Below are 21710 nucleotides of genomic sequence, written 5' to 3' on the forward strand. Positions count from 1 at the left end.
TCTTTTATTTTAATTCAATTGGATTCTGGACCATACTTCCGGTAAAGGAGTGACTTTCTATAGATAAATTCTGCTGTGTTGGAAAACTTTGGCTTTCTCCACCCATTCCTCTATGCATTCCGCCACCTCCGTGACCTCCGCCTCTCATTCCTCCTCCATTCATACCGCCACCGCGTCTTCCTCCTTCAAGATTCATATTTCCTCCTCCATTATTTCCGGCCATAGATTTTCTGTTTTTACCAAACTCCATCTCCAGCGCAGCCTTATCTCCATGGAAATTAACCCTTGTACTTTGTTTTGCGTCAGCGCTTATCTGCTCTTCAAAAGCATTTTTGACGATCATTTTTTTAACAAGATCAAATTTATAGTCCCCTTTGTCGTCTTCCAGTTTTACAATCAATCCAGGTAATCCTGAAAATTTGTACGGTCCGTCAGAGAGAGGAATCTCTTTTGTAAACCATGCTGTCCATACTCTGCCGCCAAACTCTGCGACTGCCTTTTGAGCAGAATATCCGTTTTGCTTTTCAACAATATTGGTTGTTTCCCATTGTATGGGTCTGTCTTCCTGATAATAAATTTGTTTTCCGGCCGCCTTTTCATAGTAATATACTTTCTGATCCGGAACAGTTTTAGTAATAAAATATTCAAAGAAAGTCGGTTCATGATTTTTACCTCCTTCCGGTTTTGAAAAATCTTTTTCCTCTTTTTTATGAGTTTCCTTCATTTCTGACCTTAAAGAAGCAAAAAGAGAATCTCTTTTCAATTTATTTTCACTGATAAATAGAGAATGATCTCCTTTAATATCCAGAAAAGTTCTTTCACTTTTCATACTTACCAGATTGATTGAATCTGGGTTTACCAGGGTTTCATAGACAAATCTTGTCGTTTGTCCATAAGACACTGCGGTGAAAAACAGCACAAAAAAAACAGTTATTTTTTGTTTCATTACCAATTTTATTTATAGATCGAAAATATGATTCAAGGTTAAAATTAGAAATAAAATCTTCACACAAGGATAACAATTTTATCTATTTTTAACATAAATGATCGCTCCAAGATCGCTATTAATATCATAATCATTAAAATAGACATCTTCGATTTGAGATTGCGGAAATTAGTTCGTATTTTTGCATCATTAAATCATTCTAAATAAATACAATGATAAAAGTATCAGACTATGCAAAGGAGAAAGCCATCCAGTTGATGACGGAAGATGGTTTTAACCCAGCTGAAGATTATATAAGAGTAGGGGTGAAAAGCGGCGGATGCTCTGGTTTAGAGTATGTTTTAAAGTTTGATAACCAAAAAACAGACGCAGATCAGATTTTTGAAGATAATAACATCAAAATTATTATAGATAAAAAATCCATCCTTTATCTAGCAGGAACAACTCTTGAGTACTCAGGAGGATTGAACGGAAAGGGGTTTGTTTTTAACAACCCGAATGCATCCAGAACATGTGGATGTGGGGAATCATTTAGTCTTTAGTGAAAAGACATTAGATCCTAGATTTCAGATCTCAGAGTAACTTCTGAATTCTGAAATCTAAAATCTGAAATCTAAAAAAAAATAATGAGTAAATATACAGAAGACGATTTAAGAGTCGATCTAGAAAATAAAAAATATGAATTCGGTTGGGAAACGAAGATAGATTATGAAGACTTCCCAATTGGTTTGAATGAGGATATCGTCCGTGCAATTTCTGCTAAAAAAGAAGAGCCGGAATGGATGACTGAATGGCGACTGGAATCTTTCAAAATCTGGCTGAAAATGGTAGAGCCTACCTGGGCAAATATCAAATATCAAAAACCAGATTTCCAGGCAATCCGTTACTACGCTGCTCCAAAGGCAAAACCTGAACTGGAAAGTTTAGACGAAGTTGATCCTGAATTATTGGCAACTTTTGCCAAATTAGGAATCAATATTGAAGAGCAAAAAAGACTTTCTGGTGTCGCTGTAGATATTGTAATAGATTCAGTTTCTGTGAAAACTACTTTCCAGGATACATTGGCAGAAAAAGGAATTATTTTCTGTTCAATCTCTGAAGCGATTAAGAATCACCCAGATTTAGTAAGAAAATATCTAGGAAAAGTAGTTCCGAGAGGAGATAATTTTTATGCAGCATTGAATTCCGCAGTATTCTCTGACGGAAGTTTCTGCTATATTCCTAAAGGGGTAAGATGCCCAATGGAACTTTCTACTTATTTCCGTATCAACCAGGCAGGAACAGGACAGTTTGAAAGAACTCTTGTGATTGCAGATGAAGGAAGCTATGTTTCTTATCTTGAAGGATGTACAGCACCATCAAGAGATGAAAACCAGCTTCACGCAGCAGTTGTAGAACTGATCGCAATGGATGATGCTGAAATTAAATACTCTACCGTTCAGAACTGGTATCCTGGTAATGAAGAAGGTAAAGGAGGGGTATTCAACTTTGTAACGAAAAGAGGTCTTTGCGAAAGAAATGCAAAAATCTCATGGACGCAGGTTGAAACGGGTTCTGCAGTAACTTGGAAGTATCCATCTTGTATCCTTAAAGGTGACAATGCAATTGGAGAGTTTTATTCTATTGCTGTAACCAACAATCACCAGTATGCTGATACAGGAACAAAAATGATTCACATTGGTAAAAATACCAGGTCAACGATTATTTCAAAAGGTATTTCTGCTGGAAAATCTCAAAACTCATACAGAGGATTGGTAAAAGTAATGCCTTCTGCAAAAGGAGCAAGAAACTTCTCCCAGTGTGACTCTCTATTGATGGGTAATGAATGTGGAGCACACACTTTCCCTTATATTGAAATCAAAGATCCTACTGCACAGTTAGAACATGAGGCAACCACTTCAAAAATTGGGGAAGACCAGATTTTCTACTGTAACCAGAGAGGGATTGACACAGAAAGAGCTATTGCTCTGATTGTAAATGGATTCAGTAAGGAAGTTTTAAATAAGCTTCCGATGGAGTTTGCTATTGAAGCTCAGAAATTGTTAGAAATTTCTTTAGAAGGTTCAGTAGGATAAATCCTTCAAAAAAGGATCTCTCAGATAAAAACTAACTGATATAATGGCAAGGTTTTCAGCGTTTCTATGAGATCAAAAACCGTTATAAACGGAAATATAAGTTCTAATCTTCACAGAAGATTATTACAAACATAAAATATAAAAAGCTTCTATCCGTCTGTTGGAGAAATTTCCAAATAAAGACATAATGTACATACAGGAGAAGCTCACACAATTATAAAAGCAAAAGTTAGCAAGAATGTTACAAATTAAAGACCTTCACGCCAAAATTGAAGATGGCGCAGAAATATTAAAAGGTATTAATCTTGAAATAAAGCCGGGCGAAGTTCACGCTATCATGGGACCCAACGGAGCTGGTAAGTCTACCCTATCTTCTGTAATCGCTGGAAAAGATGATTACGAAGTAACTGGTGGAGAAATTCTTTTCCAAGGGGAAGACATCAGCGAAGACGCTCCTGAAGATAGAGCTCACAAAGGGATTTTCCTTTCTTTCCAGTATCCAGTGGAAATTCCGGGAGTTTCTGTAACGAACTTTATCAAAGCTGCTTTAAACGAGACTAGAAAAGCAAACGGACTGACAGAGATGCCTGCAAAAGAAATGCTTGCATTGATCCGTGAAAAATCTGAAAAGTTGGGTATCAAGAAAGATTTCCTTTCAAGATCATTGAACGAGGGATTCTCAGGAGGTGAAAAGAAAAGGAATGAGATCTTTCAGATGATGATGCTGAATCCTAAACTGGCTATTCTTGATGAAACCGATTCCGGATTGGATATCGATGCATTAAGAATTGTTGCAGATGGGGTAAACCACTTTAAAAATGAAGGAAATGCAGTTCTTTTGATTACTCACTATCAGAGATTGCTTAACTATATTCAGCCTGACTTTGTTCACGTTTTAGCTAACGGAAAAATCATCAAAACGGGTGATAAGTCTTTAGCATTAGAACTTGAAGAAAAAGGGTACGACTGGCTTCTTAACTAAGAAGAATATATTATTTCAGAGATTAAAGTTTTCTGCGATTATTCATGAGACGTAACAAAATGAAGAATCTCTAATATTAAAAATTGGGTTCCACATTGTTTGGAATAACAATATTTTAATTCAAAATAAAAAGAAAAAATGGTGCAAACCACAGATATACCAGTAATGGCATTAAAAGAACAAATTATAGAGAACCATAATGAATTTTTGGAGAGTCTTCGTCACAGGTTTCTGGATGATGAAAGAAAAGCGGCTCTTCAGAGATTTGCAAACATTGGCGTTCCAACAAAAAAAGACGAAGAATATAAATATACCAATCTAAAGGAGATCACGGAAAAAAGCTATAACTTCTTCCCGAAAGAGAGCCACAATATCACTAAAGAGCAGTTTGATGAATTGCACCTTGGAGAGGAAAATTTTGATTGGATTGTTTTTGTAAACGGTAAACTTCACAAGGAACTTTCAAAAGTTTCTATTGAAAATGTAGAGTTTCTTTCATTCAACTATGCATTGAACGACGAGAAGCATAAAGAGGTTTTTGAAAAATATTTCAACTCAGCAGCTTCTAAAGATCAGGCTTTTACCAACTTAAACCTTGCTTACTGCAAATACGGATTCTTCCTTAAGGTTCCGAAAAATGTAGTGATTGAAAAGCCTATCCACGTTTTTTATATATCTCAAAATCAAGAGGAAAATACGTTCTACAATACAAGAAACCTATTGATCGTAGAAGAAGGAGCAAAAGTAGAAGTGATTGAAAGCCACCATAATTTTGACAGCACGTATGTATTGACAAACTCTGTAACGGAGATCTTTACCTATCCAAACGCAAAAGCAGATTGGCACAAGCTTCAAAATGACAACAATACAACTTATCTTATTGACAATACTTTCGCAAAACAGGAGAAAGACAGCTTAACGACTGTAAATACATTCTCTTTCGGAGGTAAACTGGTAAGAAATAACCTGGATTTTATTCATAATGGATCAAACATCAATTCATTCATGAACGGAATCACCATCATCGGAAAAGATCAGTTGGTAGACCACCATACAGCGGTTCACCATAACTTCCCGAACTGTGAAAGTTACCAGAACTACAAAGGAATCTTCGATGGCAATGCACACGGAGTTTTCAACGGGAAGGTTTTTGTAGATAAAATTGCTCAGAAAACAAACGCTTATCAGCAAAACAACAACGTATTGCTAAGTGAAGGAGCAAGCATCGATACCAAACCTCAGTTGGAGATCTTTGCAGATGATGTAAAATGTTCTCACGGATGTACGGTAGGCCAGCTGAATAAAGATGCTTTATTCTACCTGAGAGCAAGAGGAATCTCTAAAAAAGAAGCTCAGGCATTGCTTTTATATGCTTTCGCAAATGATGCTATGCAGAATATTGATATAGAGCCTCTAAAAGAGAAAATTTCAAAGCTATTGGCTGAGAAACTAGGAGTAGATATAGAATTTTAAAACTTTATATATATTGATACATAAAAGCACTTCTTTCGAAGTGCTTTTATAGTTTTAACGGGTTTATTTCCGCTTTATTTCTTTAACCAGCCTTGGTTATCTTTATTATCTGAACGTTTCTTGCCGTTATCGAAATTATAGGCCAAACCTACGCCTAATGTCTGCTTCAACTGTGTTTTCCATATCTGGTTATGATCATACAGCAGATCCAGGGTAATATTGGATGAAATATATTTATTGATTTTCATGTTTAAGATCGCTCCATAAGCCAGCACCAATCTATCCGGATGATCCAGATAATTTGAAAATACAGACGCTGTATTGGTCAGGTTTATATTCTCCATGATTTTGATCTTATAGATGGCTGTCCCAAGGAAACCGAACTGGAAAAGTGATGAATCACAATTATTTTTAAGACCATAAGTTCCTGCAGTCTGAAGGTCCTTATCCAAGACAAAAGTCCATCTTGCATTGGCAGGACGTAAAGTCACTGTCAAATTATCATTGGGACGGTAGGTAACCCCTGCACCCACATTTAAATATCCCGGAGCCATGAAATTGGAAATCTTTTTAGCATCAGGATTGTTCCCATCTTCATATCCCGGAGCAAACTGAGTCTGAAGTCCGGCTCCTCCTGAGAAATACCAGCTTTCAGCAAATTTTCTACCATAGTTTGTAGAAAGGTTGATGACATCCTGAGTTTTTCTCACTCCTGTTCCCTGGGTATTGTTCTGTCCATAGCCCAGAATAATGATATTTTCCCAAAGATCTTTCCCTTTTTCATAAGTCATGTTGTAATTGACACCTGCAAGCCATCCCACGTTGTTGGCTCCCCCACCTACCCAGTTTGAAAAGGCAGCCTGATTGAGCATTAATGTGTTTTGTCCCTGAATAGACCAGGCTTTAACGGTGTCTGCTGCCGGAGCATCTGTTTTAGTTTCTTGCGCCAAAGCTATCGCTCCAAAAGAAATGGAACTGATCAATAAAAGTTTTTTCATAATGTCGATTTATTACAAATGTATAAATAATAATTTACGCCGGAAGAAAATTCACTTTAAAATGAATTTAACATAAGTGATTTTAGCCTCATAACACCATGAAAACAACTCATTTAAAGATAACCTACATCCATTACGAACTTAAACCAACTTAAAACGACAGTATTTTAAAAGCAAAAAACACCTCATTTCTGAAGTGTTTTTTAATTGATATTTAACTCAATAGGATTGTAATTTTTTGCTCTTTCTTGAGCCTTTTTAAGGAGAGAACGACGTTCATCAAGATCTTCAATAAACTTATTATAAAGAGTAGGATTCGTTAATTCTTTTCTTCGATAATCAAATATATTTTCTTTTTTCACTAGTCTAGTATTGGAGTGCAAATTTGCAGAATTACAATAATATTTCCTTTTTCTGAAGTTATACATTGTAAAATGATAATCATCTTTGTCATCAAACACTTCTAGAATTAATCCTGGTAATTTACTAAACTTGTATGGACCAAAAGGGAGGGGTATTTCTTTAGCAAAATATGCAATCCAAGTTCTACCATACTTTTTTGTTATGGCTTTTTGACATTTATACTTTCCAATTGTTTTGAATTCATTTATAAGTTGCCAATTGGTATTATTCGTTTCTTCATATTTAAAATATTCATTAGATGTTTTAAAAGTTACATACAGCCTTCCCATTGTTGTTCCAATACTTTCAGAAAATTCTGAAGTATATTTCATTTGTTCTTCAATCGGACTGTTTTCATGAAGTTTTTTTTCAAAACGAAGTGAATCCCCAACATATTGATTCATATTTTTGTAATAAGATTCTTTCTCGTTCATCAAAAGTGCAAATGCTGCATCTTGAACAATAGCATTTTTCATTTGGCTTTTATAAACCAATTTATAATCAGCCTCATATACAACATTAAACCCTCCTTGAGATTTAATAATAATTATGAAGAAAAAGAAAAACAGACTGTAATAGATTTTCATTGTTTAAATACACAAGCAAAGTATAATTAATACTTTGCTTGAAGTTTTGAATTAGAATTAATTAGTGAATATAAAGAGTTATTCCTTTTGGAGTAGTGCCACATTCGTTATAATTAACAAATTGTAAAAAAGTTGTTACTTGCTCCATGGTATACCCTTGAGTTTGTGTAACATTTACAACAGTTCCACAAGAAGTTCTGAAAGGAAATGCACTTGCCACACCAGCGATTAATAACGTGACTGCTAATAATGTTTTTTTCATAATTAAGTTGTTTTTGTTATTACTATTTTAAAATTTCATCTCAAATATATTAAATAAATCATATCAGTAGAGATATATTTTTTATGTTAAATAATTATTTATCAGCAATTTACGATCAAGTAGGAATAGGTTTTAATTTCTCATTATAGTACACCATAAGGTTATTAAAAATATTTTCTAAAAATAATTCAGTAATGTTAAAAACTAAAAAAAACACCTCATTTCTGAAGTGTTTTTTCTATCGAATATATGATACTATATTATTTTTTTATCCACCATTGGCTGTCTTTACGATCAGATCTTTTCACCCCATTATTCAGGGTGTAAGCGAATCCAATTCCAAGGGTTTGTTTCAACTGCGTTTTTTCTATCTGATTGTGATCGTACAACAGATCTAATGTTACATTGGATGAGATATACTTGTTTACTTTCAGGTTCAATAGTGCTCCATACGCAAGGACCAATCTGTCCGGACGGTCAAGATAATTTGAAAAGACAGAAGCTGTATTCGTTAAGTAGATATCTTCCATTATTTTCAGTTTATATATTGCCGTTCCCAGAAAACCGAATTGTAATAAGGAAGTATCACCATCGCTTTTCAAACCATAACTTCCTGCCGTCTGAAGGTCTTTATCCAATACAAAGGTCCATCTGGCGTTGGTAGGACGTAAAGTGACCGTAAGATCATCATTAGGTCTGTACGTGATACCCATACCGACATTCACGTAACCTGGTGCCATAAAATTCGATATTTTCTTGGCTTCAGGATTATTTCCATCTTCATACCCTGCGGCAAACTGGGACTGAAGCCCGGCTCCTCCAGAGAAATACCAGCTTTTTGAAAACTTCCGCCCATAATTGGTAGAAACATTGATAACATCCTGGGTTTTTCTTATTCCCAATCCCTTCGTATCATTCTGCCCGTAGCCCAGTATAATAATATTCTCCCAAAGATCATTATCCTTTTCATAGGTCAGATTGTAATTGACACCGGCAAGCCATCCCACGTTGTTGGCTCCCCCTCCTACCCAGTTTGAAAAGGCAGCCTGGTTGATCATTACTGTATTTTTTCCTAAAACCGACCAGTATTTTACTGTGTCTACCACTACGGAATCTTTTTTCAATTCTTCTTGTGCACTTGCATAAATTCCCATAAAAATGGAAAGAATCAATAAAAACTTCTTCATTATTCTAAATAATTTTCGGTACAAAAATATTAATATATTTTTTTTTAAAGGTAAATTCTCCTTTAAAGAATCCAATTTCATTACAGTTGAATTACTTCTAAAACTTATATTTCTATAAAATCAATGCCAAAATAATAAGTTTGAAAAATAAATTTGATACCTTTTGTCTTAAAATCAGTTTGATAGATCCGCATTCATCGACAAATTTTCCGAAATTTATCATTGGCTTTTGATTTGACGTAAAACCCTCATGTTTAAAAATGTAATTTCCAAAAAAGCGGTTATATACCCATTGCTGATGTTATCTGCGATGTGGTTCGGGTATTTTTTACAAATGCAGGGCTTTTTTCAAAGCTGTTTTGGAGCCATCATTCCGCTTTTGCCAGAAGGATTGCTGGGCATAGTTACATCTCCCCTTTTACACGGAAATATCGATCATATTATAGGAAATTCAATCCCGATAGCGGCATTGATGTTTCTGCTCTATCAGTTTTATCCTTTAGTAGCGAACAAGGTTTTCATTATCGGCTGGCTGGCAACAGGACTTTTGGTATGGCTGCTTCCTCCTATTGACATTCTCACCGGCGAATATATGTATACCTGTACCATCGGAGCCAGTGGTGTAGTCTATGTTCTTGCATTTTTCCTCTTTTTCAGCGGGGTATTCAAATGGAATACAAAACTTCTGACCATTTCAATGCTTGTTGTACTGTATTATGGAAGTTTAGTATGGGGAATGCTGCCAGAAGAGTTGTTTTATAACATGCAGGAGCCGAGTAAAATCTCATGGCAGGCCCATCTTTCCGGAGCTGTAGTGGGAAGTATCATTGCATTTTCCTTTAGAAATGTGGGCGAAAAGAAGAAAAAATTTATTTGGGAATTTCCTAATTATTATAATGAAAAGGATGATAAACTGTGGCAGGAATATAAGGAAAATCACCCGGAAGATTTCATGGAGCTTCCTTACAAGAAAAGAGATGATATCTGGGATCATTTGGAGGAATTAAGAAAAAGATAAAGCTTATTTCACTACATTTGAAAAAACACATACATGATCTCCGAAGAATATTTTTACGCCATCGCACTCCGCGAATGCAGCCAGATTGGCGACATCCATTTTCACAGACTGGTGCGTACTTTCGGAAGTGCTCAGGAAGCATGGAAAAGAGCAAAGAAAGAGTATAAACTACTGGAAGGAATAGGACAGAAAACGGTTTCGGACATTGGCAACAATGATCATTTGAAATTCGCAGAAGAAGAATTAAAATTTTGCGAAAAGCATAATGTCCAAATCAAGCTAAGACACCTTAATGAAACCCCTTCTCTCCTTAATGAATGTACAGATGCTCCTGCAATACTTTACCAAAAAGGAAGCCTTGATGATACTCTTTCCACAATAAGCATGGTAGGGTCCAGGAATATGACAGCCTATGGCCAACAGTTTATTGGGGATTTTTTTGAAGCTACGCAGTCTTCAAAATATATCTCGGTAAGCGGCCTGGCATTAGGAGTAGACAAAGAGGTTCATGAGCAGTCTATTCATCACCGAAAACCTACCGTAGCAGTCCTTGCCCATGGTTTCCAATATTTATATCCGGCAAAAAACAGAAAGCTCTCAGAGAAAATTCTTCAGGAAGGAGGAGCATTAGTAACAGAATTCAGTTCTTCCAGAAAACCAGACCGCGAAAACTTCATCCAGAGAAACAGAATTGTGGCGGGAATATCACCTTCCACTATTGTCGTGGAAACCGGTTTTGGAGGAGGTTCTGTAAGTACAGCAGCTTTTGCCAATGACTACAACCGTGATGTTTTTGCCTTACCAGGAAAAATCACAGACCTCTGCAGTCAGGGGTGTAATCAACTGATTTTCCATAACAAAGCGACAGCCATTTCTACCATAAAAGATCTTATCGGCTTACTGGGATTTAATAGTCCTAAAGAAAAAATTGAAGAGTTATTTCCTTACAGCGAGACCACAATACAATTATCTGATAATCAACATTTAATATATCAATCCATAATAGAACATCCCCAGATTTCTCTGGACGATTTGTCACAGAAAATGGATGTCTCTCCTCACAAAATCTTACCAATAATTTTAGAATTGGAACTTTTAGGGAAAGTAAAATCATTTTCCGGGAGGCAATTTGTGGCAATTTAAGAATTAATGATTTCTTAATATTGCATTATTTCATACATAACATTTCATTTTTAATAAAATTTAAACACAAATTATCAATTTAATAATATTATGAAACATTATTATTTAATTTTTAACAATCTTAAAATATAGTGTTGTGAATCTTGAAAAAAAAATTAAATTTGTTGACAATAATATTCAACCTTAATATATGGAACAATATAATATTGACCAGAAAATCCAAGAGTTTATTGCAAAAATTGAAGCAAAAAATCCTAACGAACCAGAGTTCTTACAGGCTGTAAAAGAAGTTGCCGTAACTGTAATTCCGTTCATTGCTACTAAAAAAGAATATACCGGAATGAAGCTGCTTGAAAGAATGGCTGAAGCTGAAAGAATTATTATTTTCAGAGTTCCATGGGTTGATGACAAAGGAGAAATTCAGGTTAACAGAGGTTTCAGAATTCAGATGAACTCTGCAATTGGTCCATACAAAGGAGGAATCCGTTTCCATCCTACTGTAAACTTATCAGTTCTTAAGTTCTTAGCTTTCGAACAAGTATTCAAAAACTCTCTGACAACTCTTCCAATGGGAGGTGGTAAAGGAGGTTCAGATTTTGATCCACAAGGAAAATCTGATATGGAAGTAATGCGTTTCTGCCAGGCTTTCATGACAGAATTATGTAAGCACATCGGTCCTGAAACAGATGTACCTGCAGGAGATATCGGTGTTGGAGCAAGAGAAATCGGATATTTATTCGGACAGTACAAGAAAATCAGAAATGAGTTTACCGGAGTTCTTACAGGAAAAGGTCTTGCTTACGGAGGTTCATTAATCCGTCCTGAAGCTACAGGATACGGTGTTGTATACTTCGCTGAGCAGATGCTTAAAACTATCGGACAAAATTTCCAAGGTAAAATAGTAACTGTATCAGGTTTCGGAAACGTAGCTTGGGGAGTTATCAAAAAAGCAACTGAACTAGGGGCTAAAGTAGTAACAGTTTCTGGTCCTGACGGATATATCTACGATAAAGATGGTATCAGCGGAGAAAAGATTGATTATTTATTAGAGCTTAGATCTTCAGGAAATAACAGAGCTGAAGATTATGCTAAAAAATATCCATCTGCTGAATTCCACGCTGGAAAACGTCCTTGGGATGTGAAGTGTGATGTTGCGTTCCCTTCTGCAACTCAAAACGAATTAGATTTAGATGATGCAAGAAAACTAGTTGAAAACGGATGTGTTTGTGTAACTGAGGCGGCTAACATGCCTTCTACATTAGATGCTATCAACTATTTCTTAGACAATAAAGTATTATTCTCTCCTGGTAAGGCTTCCAATGCTGGAGGTGTTGCTACATCAGGATTAGAAATGACTCAGAACTCTATCCGTCTTAACTGGACTTCTGAAGAAGTTGACGCAAGATTAAAGGAAATCATGATCGGTATCCATAAAGCTTGTAGAGACTACGGAAAAGACGAAGACGGTTATGTAAACTACGTAAAGGGTGCAAATATTGCCGGCTTCGTAAAGGTAGCAGAAGCAATGTTGGCTCAAGGAGTTGTGTAACAGAAAAAAATAAAGGTTGGGAAAAATTCCCGACCTTTTTTGATAAAGCCTGTTCCCGGGATAATGGGAAAAAAGTAAAAAGTGAAAGGAGAAAGCGCTGCTATATGCAGCGCTTTTTTTTATTTTTATGTCATGAAAAACACTTTTAAAAATATTGATGAATACATTCTTCTGTTCCCAATAGAAGTACAGAAAAGACTGCTTGGGCTGAGACAAGCCATTCACTCACAGGTTCCCGATCTGGAAGAGTATATCGGATACCAGATGCCTGCTTTCAGGTATAAAGGAAAACCTTTGGTTTACTTTGCGGGGTATAAAAAGCATATTGGGTTTTATCCGGGGGCTGAAGGCATCAGGAATTTTGAGAAAGATTTTGAGAAAAAAAATTATAAATTTTCAAAAGGAGCTGTACAGTTTCCGATTACCGAAGATCTTCCGCTGGATTTGATTCATGCGATTGTTCAGTTCAAAGTAGAAGAAACGGAACAGAAAAAATCCTGAAATACAAGATTTCAGGATTCCTACTAGTGTTTGCTAAAGTGCTTTTACTTTTTCTTCTTTTTGTCTTTCTTTCCTTCTTTAGGAGCATCTGCAGGCTTAGTTGCATCCGTAGGTGTTGTACTTACCGATGGATCAGCTGCAGGAGAAGTGTCCATTGTGGTAGCAGGTGTTTTTTCCTGTTGATTCTTTGGATCCGAAGGACTTGTAGTCTGTGTATTCGGTTGTTGAGTTTGAGTTGTTGCTGGTTTATGAGTAGAAGTATCAGCTGGCTTTTGTGGTGTAGATTGTGCTGATACTGCGATTACTCCGACTAATGTAAACGCTGCCGTTAAAAATAACTTTTTCATAATGTAATATTTAAATGATTGTTTAACTTAAACGAGGCATCATTTATAAAATTATATGTAAACAGCTTATTTAACGTACTTTATAATTATTTAAGAGGATTTTGCAAAAAATTATTTTGCTATATTTTTCATCATTTTTTCTACGAATTCAAATGCTGCTGGGCATATTACTGTATTTTTCAGCATCAGATTATTAATCTGGTAGATCTTCTTACGGTCTGTATGTGGATATTCACGACAGGCTTTGGGTCTTACTTCATAGATGGAACAGGTATTATCGCTGTTCAGGAAAAAGCAGGGAAGATTCTGTAATACTTTGTCATTATCTTCATCGACTCTTAGAAACTTGGCTTCAAAGTCTGCAGACTTCATGCGGAGATGCTTGGCAATACGTTCAACATCCTTTTCAGTATACAACGGACCGGTTGTTTTGCAGCAATTGGCACACTGTAAACAGTCTATTTCATCAAAAACTTCCTCATGGGTTTCCTGTACGATATAATCAAGGTTTTTGGGCGGCTTTTTCTTTAATCCGTCCAGAAATTTCTTGTGCTCTTTCTGTTTTTGTATTGCTTGTTTTTTATAAAAATCTAAATTCATTTATTCTTTATTTCTTACGGCATCCGGAAGTTCTTCTTTCTTATATTCATTGATTTTATCCAGATCCAAAACAGTCGTGATATTTTCTCTGCTTGGATAATACATCGGGATAAATCTGGCTCCATAAATAATTTCTCCTGTAGTGTATGAAGACCGTTGAACCACTGTATTCGAAAACACTTCATCAAATGCTCGTACCTGTACAATAAGCTCAATATCCGTATTTTTAAAATCGTCTTCAGAAAAGCCATAAAATGGAGAATTTTTATCAATTTTATGCACAACGGTCCAGTTGAGTGCCAGGGTATTAATCTTATTTAATTGGGTTTCCAGTCTGTAAAAATTACTTTTAGCAGTCCCATTTTCTATTACTTCAATTGCCGCCGACAAGATCACATCAGCATCTGTCAGTGCATTATTTTTATAGGGCGCAAGCCTGAACATTAATGCTGAAGATTCCTGAAAAGGTGCAATAACAGCTATATCAGAAAACCTCAGGTATGCTCTCGGTCTTGAAAAACGTCCGTAAAAAAGTCCTGTTGCAATGGCAAAGGTAAGCAATCCCAGAAAAGCTTCAAAAGTAGCCACAAGACTGGCTAAAAACCCCACAGGAGCTATTCTTCCATATCCAACTGTTGTAAAGGTCTGGGAGCTGAAGAAAAAGACATCAATAAATTCATTCAACGGATCACTTTTATCAATCCCGGTAAGATGCTCCACACCGATCAGGTAGTAGATCATGGCAAAAAGAAGGTTGATCAGAATGTATGCAATGACCAGATAAGAAATAAAACGAAATGAAGAGAGATTCAGCATGGTATGATACCAGCTGAGCCTGTTGAAAACATTCACTCCTCTTCTCTGAACATTCGGGAGGCCGTCTTTATTGATAAATCTTCCGGATGCATTGGTTCCAAAACCACTGTTCTCCGCATTTTTCTGGCGGATTTTTTTTCTGAATCCTCCTGTCATTTTTTAATCATTTTGACTGTGTTATATAATGATTTCTCTCTGCAAACAAGCTGATTGATGATCAGCTCTTCCCTTCTGTTTTATACTATTTAAAAAAGCAAAGTTATGTTTTTTAGTCATCATTTCTTTAACATTCATCATTCAGATGACAGATTATTTTCCCACAGACCTCTATGAGGTTTTCTCAAAATAACCTATACAAAAACAGCAGAAATCTCTGGATTCCTGCTGCTTATACAATATTGATTAAAGTGGCTTTATATCGTTTGTGCAGGCGATTCTATGACAGTAACACTTACATTGCTGACAGATTTTACAGTCCCCGACTCTCCATGTATATCAGAAAGAAAATTAGGGAAGTCTTCAATAGGAAAAGCCCAATAATAATGGCCATTGACCGGAGAAGAAAAGTTGGCTTGCAATCTTCCATTCAATTTCATGGGTACAAAGTATTCTACAGAAGATCCTTTTAATTTCGTCAGGATAGAAATGGTCTTTTTAGAGTGCGCCGGAACAATAGTTTTATAAGTACTGGTTTCAGTAATCTCTTCAGAATTTTCTGTGCCTTCCGTTGTATCTCCTCCTACAACAACTTTAGTGCTTGCTGAAGCTTTTGCAACCAACGGAATATCAACAGATACGGATGCCGCCACTTCAAATGATCCTGAAACAGTACGTTTCCACGAGGTAGAATATCCCTTTTTGTAAGAATAGGATACTGTAATTTCGCTTTCACGGTCTCCATTATTAATAGCTTCTGTAGTATAAGCATTATCCGGCAAATCTATTCCGTCTGTTTTTACCGTTACCTCAGGAGTTCCCAAAACAATAGAAACATTAGGATTAGGCGCTGTATTCCGGGCATCTCCATCTACGGACAGATCGGGATTAAAGATAATACCATCCGGAATTTGGCCATTGTATGCAAAAACATTTTTTAACCTCGTTCTTTCTCCGGAATAATTGATATCATATCCTATATCTTTCAAATGGCTAGGCTTGAAAGGAATTTCACGCTCTTCATTGGCCAACCTGTTTACACCCAGACTATTATTATCCGGTAATTTAAACTCATCTACAATTTTCCAGCCTTTCTGCAGCATCTCAGCTTCTGTCAGCTGTACTTTCTTTACTTCAGCAGAATTTACCTTTGCTGAATCATCATTAATTGCACTCACTTCATCTCTTGAACATGACACCGAAAACATCAATAAGAGAAACCAAAAAGAATTGATTTTTTTAATCATTTTAATAATTTTTTAGTGTTTAATAATTAAATTTACAAAAAATGAGCTTTTTTAAGCCGTTTTTTTGCGAATTAATCAAATTTTAATGTTTCCCAATTTTCCATCTGATTATCCTATATTTTGCTCTAAAATGCTGTTTATATGAAATTTATCAATTTAGAGACTGGATTTTTTTATATGATTTATACTAACTTTGAACTATGAAAAAGCTTGAGTCACGAGAAGATATTGAAGACCTAGTCAATGCATTTTACAATAAAGTCGTTAAAGATGAAACCATAGGTTTTTTCTTTAATGATGTCGCTAAAGTAGATTGGGACCAACATCTTCCTAAAATGTATTCATTTTGGGAGTCTATTCTTTTTGGGCAGATGACCTATAAAGGCAACCCGATGGGTGTACATTTCCCCATCAATGAGATACAGGCCATGGAGCAGAAACATTTTGACAGATGGCTTGAGCTTTGGCGAAATACAATTGAAGAAAACTTCGTTGGAGAAAATGCTGATATGGCGATCTACAAATCCGAAAACATTGCAAAACTGATGGCTTTCAAGATGGAATTGGCAAGAAGACTCTAGTGAGTTTCGTGATCCGGGATTCGAAATTTCGAGGATTTATTTTGTAAATAAGTGCATATCATTTCGTCTTTCTAAGGAACGATTACCGTAAAGATATAGGCTGCCAGATTCACTAATAGAACAGTTCCGTAAAGGATATTGGTCTTTCCGCGGCTCAATGAAAGCATTACTATAAAGACTGATAAAGAAAGAAGAATAATGTCTTTTTTATCTAAGCCCAGTACCAGTGGAATATCATACATAATACATACTACTGAAACGGCAGGAATACTTAATCCGATACTTGCCAGAGCTGACCCTAATGCCAGGTTTAAACTAGACTGGATCTGATTGGCTCTTGCGGCACGAATCGCGGCTACTCCTTCAGGAAGCAGAACTACAGCGGCAATAATTACCCCAACCAAAGATTTAGGAGCTCCTACACTTTGTACCATCCCTTCAATAGTATCAGAAAGCCCTTTTGCCATTAACACAACAATGATCAGACAAACGACTAAGAAGGCAAAACTGATCAGAGTTTTTGTCAGTGACGGGATATAATGTTCTTCAGGATGTTCATCAGGAATGATAAAATAGCTTCTGTGGCGCACCGTTTGTACCATCAGGAAAATTCCGTAGATCACCAGACAGGCAATGGATATAAAAATAAGCTGTGCTTCGTTATAGAAAGGACCGTTTACACTTGACGTAAAATTAGGAAGAACAAGGGTAAGCACCAGGATGGAAACAATACTTACCAGATAAGTGGTTGCAGAGGTTCTTGCGAAGAACTGCTCATGATATTTAACACCGCCTACAAGGATACATATTCCCAGAATTCCGTTTAGAATAAGCATGACAGCGGCAAAGACTGTATCTCTGGCCAGCGTGATCGCCTGATCTCCGCCGGCAACCATGAGCGAGATGATAAGCGCGACTTCAATAATGGTGATACAAAGAGCCAGAATAATGGTTCCGAAAGGCTCTCCTACTTTATGAGCCACTACTTCTGCATGATGTACTGCCGATAAAACACTCCCGATCAATAAAATACCGGCAATGATATCATAAAGAACTCCTCCCCCCATCAATCCGGAAAAGTAGTAACCTACCGCAAGGACAGGGAAAATATAAGTATAATGTAAGAATTCTTTAGGTCTCATAAGTGACTACAAAATACAAAAAATCTATGAAATTTTAAATATCAAAAGAAAATATTAATAATATTTTAATGAGGCCAAAAGGTAAAGTCCTGAAAATCTGTTAACATATGAAAAAGAAGCCCAATTCCAATAATTCTGATATTTCCTTTAAAAAACAACATCAAAAAATACACCGCAATGGCATAATAGGAATGTAAAAAATGAAAACCTATGCTTCCTCTTGAAGGATCAAAAATAGGATTGGCAAAAAGGTGATCCAAATCTACCAGCATTGTTGCCAATAAGATAAGATATACTTTCTTCCAGTTTTTAGGATAAAAAACCAATGCAATAAAGACTGGAAATACAAAATGTAAAAAATAATGTGTGCATGTTTTGAGCAATGCAATGTCTGATGGAGCCATTAATAGGTATTTATTTTTCGGTTTCTATGCTTACCACCGTAAAATTAAGGGTAATTCTCCTTTCTTGGCTTTTATTTTTACCCAATAGTTCTGTGACTTATTCCCATACAACACATAATCTATATCGGAAATGATTCTTTTTTCAGTATTATTCAGCATTTTCAAAGAAGAATACAGCAGAGCATTGTTTCTGATGAAAATATAGTTTTCGTTGAATTGAGCCGATAACACCACGGGATTTCTGGTCGATTTTATTGCAACTCCGCTTTTATTTTGGCTGATTTCATTGGGTTGGAAGGGAATTGCGGTGAATTGATTTTCTGTATTAATCCACTTTTTAGACTGAAAGTATTCCCACGTCTGTGCAGGGTTTCTAGATTGGATATCGATGATATAATTAGGCTGTGTTATCTTTTGAAAGGTCTTTTTTTCAACTTCATTGAAATTATCATCATATTCATAACTGATAATGGTGTCATTAACTCGTTCAAGATCTACCGTTGCTTTAATGTAAAATGCCTGCGAAGAATCCGCAATACTTTTATTGAAAAACCGGCTGAAGTTCCTGATATTTTCTTTATCCAATTCCAATGTCAGGAAGTGGCTTTCCTTTTGAAGTTTAGAAGCCATCGAATTAAAGATTTCCTGGTTTGCATTATTTTTTATTTCAATCTCATCATCATGTAATTCAATCGAAAAGTTTTGAATGTTTTGTCCTGAAATGAAAGAAAGGCTCCCTAATGTATTATCAATAAGCTGATCTGCATTCCAAACACGATGTGAAGAAGAAGTTTGCAGAATTTTTTTTTGAATGGCTTCAAAAGCCTGGTCAGAAGTTCCCGCAATACAGCGGTCCCCATTAAGCATAATGAAAATCTGGTCTTTCTGAAAACGGTTGTTCCCTTTATCTGTAAATTTTTGCTTCTTTAAAAAAGCAATGAATTTCTGTGGATCTTTAAGTTCTATTACAGTGTACCATTCTGAAAACTTACTGTCTTTTACATGGAAGATCTGTAAAAAATCCGGGATTCTGATTCCTGAATCTTTCAATGACCCGGAGCTTTTACCTTTTGTTTTGCTTCCGGACCAATGTGAAGGATGGGTTATCCAGCTGAAAAGATATTGCCCCGTTACTTTCTTGATATCGATTAAAACAACTGCATCTGCGTTCTCAGGAATATATCTGAGGTTCTTATCTTTACGGAAAACCACAAAATATACTGCAACAGCGAGCAATAAAAGTAACGGGACAATAATTTTCTTTTTCTTCATTTATAAAATTTGTGGCTTCTCTTCTTTTTCTTTTGTTTTAAAAACCTGCTCGAATACATCAAAGAAATACATCAAGCTGTTTTCAGAAGAATCTTTAATATTATAATTCATTTCAGTCTGGATACTTTCTCCTTTTACTTCAGTTTTATAATACAATTCGCCAACATTTTTTCTTATTGCCTCTAATGTTTTTCTTTCTTTAGGACTTTTGAACTCTTTATCTAAGCCGGTTAAAAGTTTCTGAATATCCAATCTTCCGGATAAAGGATACTTTGCAGAATCTTTCGCCCATTTTCTGGAAACATCAGACTGGTTGACAGGCAACATATTATCAGCAGAACTCATGAGATAAACCACACCGTCTTTTACGGTAAAGAATAGTTGATCAATATACCCTCCGTTTTTCTCTTCTTTAAAAGTGTAGACGTTTCCTTTTTTAGAGAATCTTTTAGCCAGTTTTTTATTGGTTGCGAGTACATCAAAAATACGGTTCCAATATCCTTCGTTCTCCGTTGCAAAAGCAAAAGTGAAATTAGGAACAGCAATATCTTTGGTTTTCTTTACTTCTTTTTCATTGAAATCAGCATCGTATTCGTAATCGGTGTATTCTACTTTTTTGGATTTCAGTTCGTTTAAAACAAAGATTCCGTTTCCTGGTGCTATTTTGGTAATAGCTTCTTCATCCAAGACGATTTTCATCGTTTCCATGATCAGTTCCATTTCTTTTTTGTACTCATTTTCTCCGGAGTTCTGAAGAAGACTGTACATCATGTCAAAACATTTCGCCCCATTGACGTTCATTGCATAATAGCCAACGCTTTTTTCATTGATTAGTTCCAGCAATTTTTTGTTTTTCTTGCCTTTATAAATGGCAGAGATATTCTTTTGAATGTCAGCATCTTTGTGCTGATAATTATTAACCAGCCTTACTTTGTCTTTATCAAAATACAGATTATACGCATAGTTAGAGTTGTACATGTTTTTGAAGAACTGTCCATAGCTGTAAAACTTCGCCATTTTGCCATAAATTCCTTCATTTACAATTCTTCCGTAGTCTGTGTAGACAAAAACATCAGAACTGCCATCTCTGAAAGCCAGCATTTCTTTAGGAACTTCTATTTCTAAATTTGAACTGAAGTATTGGTCAAAACGATCTTCAGCATTCTTTTTAACGATCTTGAAGTTTTCTCTGCGGATAGAATCCTGCTCTTTCTGGAAGGCTTTCCCATCATCTTCATATCCTTCATCAGGCATATTTTCATCTTCATGCTGTTCTGCATTTTCTTTTTCCTGTGGGTATTTGTGATGCTTCTGCAGGTATTTGATATCTTTCTGAATTCTTGCGATCTCGTTGTTATTATCTTTAATGCTTTCTTTCAGATATTTAACATCTTCCTTCAGGCTTTTAATTTCTTCTTTATAATCAAAAGGTTTTTCCGGCTCATCTGTATAAGCGGTATCTCCCATATCTACTGCTACGCTATCAACGGCTACGGCAGCACTATCCGCAACAGCTTCCGTTGTCCAAAGGTCTTTGTAAGGTTTGGTATAGCTTATCATGCTAAGCACAGCACGGCTTCCGTTCCAGGCTACAAAAACATCATCATTGATATCAACATAGGAATAGTTGGCTTTCTTAGAAACTTCCTGTCCTTTTTTCTTCACAGAATTAACGAATTCCTGAAACTTCTCTTTATTATCAATTATAAAATGGGTATTGTAGGTCTTAATGGAATCATTAAAACTTGCATAATGGTACTGAACAGCATCATATTTGATTCCGGTTTTGGAATAATCTGTCCATGAAAGGGTTTCTTTGCTCTTTTTGCTTAATTCATGCAGCAAAGGATTCAGTTTATTCCAATTGATTTTATTGTTAAGCTGTTTTCCGTTGACTTCCATATAAAATACGGCATCAGACGGGATTTTCATACTATTCTGGGCAAAAACCAGTGTAAACCCAAAGAGTACAAAAATAATTTTTTGTGTTTTTAATAAGATAGATTTCATGACGATAGTTTA

22 protein-coding genes are annotated in these 21710 nt (G+C 35.8%); 9 read left to right on the forward strand and 13 right to left on the reverse strand.

Annotated elements, in window-relative coordinates; all coding sequences use genetic code 11:
• Positions 1–4 precede the first annotated feature (4 nt).
• The gene (locus tag DBR39_RS09925; RefSeq protein ID WP_124532673.1) at positions 5–946 is read right to left on the reverse strand and encodes a GLPGLI family protein; all 942 of its coding nucleotides are present in this window, start codon (positions 944–946) and stop codon (positions 5–7) included.
• 212 nt (positions 947–1158) lie between these two features.
• Between DBR39_RS09925 and DBR39_RS09930 the strand changes: the two genes are divergently transcribed.
• The 4 genes from DBR39_RS09930 to sufD all read left to right on the forward strand — a co-directional run bounded on the left by DBR39_RS09930 (position 1159) and on the right by sufD (position 5476).
• Entirely contained in the window at positions 1159–1488 is a 330-nt protein-coding gene (locus tag DBR39_RS09930; RefSeq protein ID WP_045491822.1) for a HesB/IscA family protein, read from the forward strand.
• Between the two features lie 84 nt (positions 1489–1572).
• On the forward strand, positions 1573–3021 hold the full coding sequence (sufB, locus tag DBR39_RS09935) for a Fe-S cluster assembly protein SufB (protein ID WP_124532675.1): 1449 nt from the start codon (positions 1573–1575) through the stop codon (positions 3019–3021).
• Positions 3022–3259: 238 nt separating this feature from the next.
• Complete coding sequence (gene sufC, locus DBR39_RS09940; RefSeq protein ID WP_103233703.1) at positions 3260–4003, forward strand: Fe-S cluster assembly ATPase SufC; 744 nt, start codon at positions 3260–3262, stop codon at positions 4001–4003.
• 165 nt (positions 4004–4168) lie between these two features.
• Complete coding sequence (gene sufD / locus DBR39_RS09945; RefSeq protein ID WP_124533194.1) at positions 4169–5476, forward strand: Fe-S cluster assembly protein SufD; 1308 nt, start codon at positions 4169–4171, stop codon at positions 5474–5476.
• 74 nt (positions 5477–5550) lie between these two features.
• Here sufD and DBR39_RS09950 read toward each other — a convergent pair whose 3' ends face one another.
• The 4 genes from DBR39_RS09950 to DBR39_RS09965 all read right to left on the reverse strand — a co-directional run bounded on the left by DBR39_RS09950 (position 5551) and on the right by DBR39_RS09965 (position 8912).
• Entirely contained in the window at positions 5551–6474 is a 924-nt protein-coding gene (locus tag DBR39_RS09950) for a DUF3078 domain-containing protein (RefSeq protein ID WP_124532677.1), read from the reverse strand.
• Between the two features lie 203 nt (positions 6475–6677).
• Positions 6678–7463 carry a GLPGLI family protein gene (locus DBR39_RS09955; RefSeq protein WP_124532679.1) on the reverse strand — a complete coding sequence of 262 codons (786 nt, stop codon included), beginning with the start codon at positions 7461–7463 and terminating at the stop codon, positions 6678–6680.
• 61 nt (positions 7464–7524) lie between these two features.
• A complete protein-coding gene (locus tag DBR39_RS09960) occupies positions 7525–7725 on the reverse strand; it encodes a hypothetical protein (protein ID WP_124532681.1) in 201 nt (66 codons plus the stop codon).
• A gap of 260 nt (positions 7726–7985) precedes the next feature.
• Positions 7986–8912 carry a DUF3078 domain-containing protein gene (locus DBR39_RS09965; protein ID WP_124532683.1) on the reverse strand — a complete coding sequence of 309 codons (927 nt, stop codon included), beginning with the start codon at positions 8910–8912 and terminating at the stop codon, positions 7986–7988.
• A 250-nt stretch (positions 8913–9162) separates the two neighbouring features.
• Here DBR39_RS09965 and DBR39_RS09970 point away from each other — a divergent pair, with 250 nt between their 5' ends.
• The 4 genes from DBR39_RS09970 to DBR39_RS09985 all read left to right on the forward strand — a co-directional run bounded on the left by DBR39_RS09970 (position 9163) and on the right by DBR39_RS09985 (position 13123).
• Entirely contained in the window at positions 9163–9930 is a 768-nt protein-coding gene (locus DBR39_RS09970; protein ID WP_124532684.1) for a rhomboid family intramembrane serine protease, read from the forward strand.
• A 33-nt stretch (positions 9931–9963) separates the two neighbouring features.
• Positions 9964–11073 (forward strand): DNA-processing protein DprA, encoded by a 1110-nt coding sequence (gene dprA, locus DBR39_RS09975; RefSeq protein ID WP_124532686.1) that lies wholly within the window; start codon positions 9964–9966, stop codon positions 11071–11073.
• A 190-nt stretch (positions 11074–11263) separates the two neighbouring features.
• Entirely contained in the window at positions 11264–12622 is a 1359-nt protein-coding gene (gene gdhA / locus DBR39_RS09980) for an NADP-specific glutamate dehydrogenase (RefSeq protein ID WP_103234953.1), read from the forward strand.
• Positions 12623–12754: 132 nt separating this feature from the next.
• Positions 12755–13123 (forward strand): iron chaperone, encoded by a 369-nt coding sequence (locus DBR39_RS09985; protein WP_124532688.1) that lies wholly within the window; start codon positions 12755–12757, stop codon positions 13121–13123.
• A gap of 44 nt (positions 13124–13167) precedes the next feature.
• On the opposite strand, the gene DBR39_RS09990 is transcribed toward DBR39_RS09985, so the two are convergent.
• From DBR39_RS09990 to DBR39_RS10005, 4 genes are all read right to left on the reverse strand, one after another.
• Complete coding sequence (locus tag DBR39_RS09990; RefSeq protein WP_124532690.1) at positions 13168–13470, reverse strand: hypothetical protein; 303 nt, start codon at positions 13468–13470, stop codon at positions 13168–13170.
• 111 nt (positions 13471–13581) lie between these two features.
• Complete coding sequence (locus DBR39_RS09995; RefSeq protein WP_124532691.1) at positions 13582–14070, reverse strand: YkgJ family cysteine cluster protein; 489 nt, start codon at positions 14068–14070, stop codon at positions 13582–13584.
• Complete coding sequence (locus DBR39_RS10000) at positions 14071–15042, reverse strand: ion channel (RefSeq protein WP_124532693.1); 972 nt, start codon at positions 15040–15042, stop codon at positions 14071–14073.
• Between the two features lie 257 nt (positions 15043–15299).
• Positions 15300–16289 carry a hypothetical protein gene (locus tag DBR39_RS10005; RefSeq protein WP_124532695.1) on the reverse strand — a complete coding sequence of 330 codons (990 nt, stop codon included), beginning with the start codon at positions 16287–16289 and terminating at the stop codon, positions 15300–15302.
• A 200-nt stretch (positions 16290–16489) separates the two neighbouring features.
• On the opposite strand from DBR39_RS10005, the gene DBR39_RS10010 reads away from it, so the two are divergent.
• Positions 16490–16870, forward strand: a complete 381-nt coding sequence (locus DBR39_RS10010) for a group III truncated hemoglobin (RefSeq protein ID WP_124532697.1) — start codon at positions 16490–16492, stop codon at positions 16868–16870.
• A gap of 71 nt (positions 16871–16941) precedes the next feature.
• Here DBR39_RS10010 and DBR39_RS10015 read toward each other — a convergent pair whose 3' ends face one another.
• The 4 genes from DBR39_RS10015 to DBR39_RS10030 form a co-directional block, all read right to left on the reverse strand.
• Entirely contained in the window at positions 16942–18012 is a 1071-nt protein-coding gene (locus DBR39_RS10015) for a calcium:proton antiporter (RefSeq protein ID WP_103234979.1), read from the reverse strand.
• Positions 18013–18077: 65 nt separating this feature from the next.
• A complete protein-coding gene (locus DBR39_RS10020) occupies positions 18078–18416 on the reverse strand; it encodes a DUF6122 family protein (protein ID WP_185145110.1) in 339 nt (112 codons plus the stop codon).
• Between the two features lie 30 nt (positions 18417–18446).
• Positions 18447–19688, reverse strand: coding sequence for a hypothetical protein (locus DBR39_RS10025; RefSeq protein WP_124532699.1), 1242 nt, complete (start codon positions 19686–19688; stop codon positions 18447–18449).
• The gene (locus DBR39_RS10030) at positions 19689–21698 is read right to left on the reverse strand and encodes a hypothetical protein (protein ID WP_124532701.1); all 2010 of its coding nucleotides are present in this window, start codon (positions 21696–21698) and stop codon (positions 19689–19691) included. It abuts the gene before it with no gap.
• Positions 21699–21710 lie beyond the last annotated feature (12 nt).

This window comes from Chryseobacterium sp. KBW03 (assembly GCF_003852415.1).
GTDB classification, from domain to species: Bacteria; Bacteroidota; Bacteroidia; order Flavobacteriales; family Weeksellaceae; genus Chryseobacterium; species Chryseobacterium viscerum.

Excerpts from the sequence above, each read along its gene's own strand:
- DBR39_RS09925 (WP_124532673.1), bottom strand. The coding sequence starts at position 946 with ATGAAACAAAAAATAACTGTTTTTTTTGTGCTGTTTTTCACCGCAGTG.
- DBR39_RS09930 (WP_045491822.1), top strand. The coding sequence starts at position 1,159 with ATGATAAAAGTATCAGACTATGCAAAGGAGAAAGCCATCCAGTTGATG.
- sufB (WP_124532675.1), top strand. The coding sequence starts at position 1,573 with ATGAGTAAATATACAGAAGACGATTTAAGAGTCGATCTAGAAAATAAA.
- sufC (WP_103233703.1), top strand. The coding sequence starts at position 3,260 with ATGTTACAAATTAAAGACCTTCACGCCAAAATTGAAGATGGCGCAGAA.
- sufD (WP_124533194.1), top strand. The coding sequence starts at position 4,169 with ATGGCATTAAAAGAACAAATTATAGAGAACCATAATGAATTTTTGGAG.
- DBR39_RS09950 (WP_124532677.1), bottom strand. The coding sequence starts at position 6,474 with ATGAAAAAACTTTTATTGATCAGTTCCATTTCTTTTGGAGCGATAGCT.
- DBR39_RS09955 (WP_124532679.1), bottom strand. The coding sequence starts at position 7,463 with ATGAAAATCTATTACAGTCTGTTTTTCTTTTTCTTCATAATTATTATT.
- DBR39_RS09960 (WP_124532681.1), bottom strand. The coding sequence starts at position 7,725 with ATGAAAAAAACATTATTAGCAGTCACGTTATTAATCGCTGGTGTGGCA.
- DBR39_RS09965 (WP_124532683.1), bottom strand. The coding sequence starts at position 8,912 with ATGAAGAAGTTTTTATTGATTCTTTCCATTTTTATGGGAATTTATGCA.
- DBR39_RS09970 (WP_124532684.1), top strand. The coding sequence starts at position 9,163 with ATGTTTAAAAATGTAATTTCCAAAAAAGCGGTTATATACCCATTGCTG.
- dprA (WP_124532686.1), top strand. The coding sequence starts at position 9,964 with ATGATCTCCGAAGAATATTTTTACGCCATCGCACTCCGCGAATGCAGC.
- gdhA (WP_103234953.1), top strand. The coding sequence starts at position 11,264 with ATGGAACAATATAATATTGACCAGAAAATCCAAGAGTTTATTGCAAAA.
- DBR39_RS09985 (WP_124532688.1), top strand. The coding sequence starts at position 12,755 with ATGAAAAACACTTTTAAAAATATTGATGAATACATTCTTCTGTTCCCA.
- DBR39_RS09990 (WP_124532690.1), bottom strand. The coding sequence starts at position 13,470 with ATGAAAAAGTTATTTTTAACGGCAGCGTTTACATTAGTCGGAGTAATC.
- DBR39_RS09995 (WP_124532691.1), bottom strand. The coding sequence starts at position 14,070 with ATGAATTTAGATTTTTATAAAAAACAAGCAATACAAAAACAGAAAGAG.
- DBR39_RS10000 (WP_124532693.1), bottom strand. The coding sequence starts at position 15,042 with ATGACAGGAGGATTCAGAAAAAAAATCCGCCAGAAAAATGCGGAGAAC.
- DBR39_RS10005 (WP_124532695.1), bottom strand. The coding sequence starts at position 16,289 with ATGATTAAAAAAATCAATTCTTTTTGGTTTCTCTTATTGATGTTTTCG.
- DBR39_RS10010 (WP_124532697.1), top strand. The coding sequence starts at position 16,490 with ATGAAAAAGCTTGAGTCACGAGAAGATATTGAAGACCTAGTCAATGCA.
- DBR39_RS10015 (WP_103234979.1), bottom strand. The coding sequence starts at position 18,012 with ATGAGACCTAAAGAATTCTTACATTATACTTATATTTTCCCTGTCCTT.
- DBR39_RS10020 (WP_185145110.1), bottom strand. The coding sequence starts at position 18,416 with ATGGCTCCATCAGACATTGCATTGCTCAAAACATGCACACATTATTTT.
- DBR39_RS10025 (WP_124532699.1), bottom strand. The coding sequence starts at position 19,688 with ATGAAGAAAAAGAAAATTATTGTCCCGTTACTTTTATTGCTCGCTGTT.
- DBR39_RS10030 (WP_124532701.1), bottom strand. The coding sequence starts at position 21,698 with ATGAAATCTATCTTATTAAAAACACAAAAAATTATTTTTGTACTCTTT.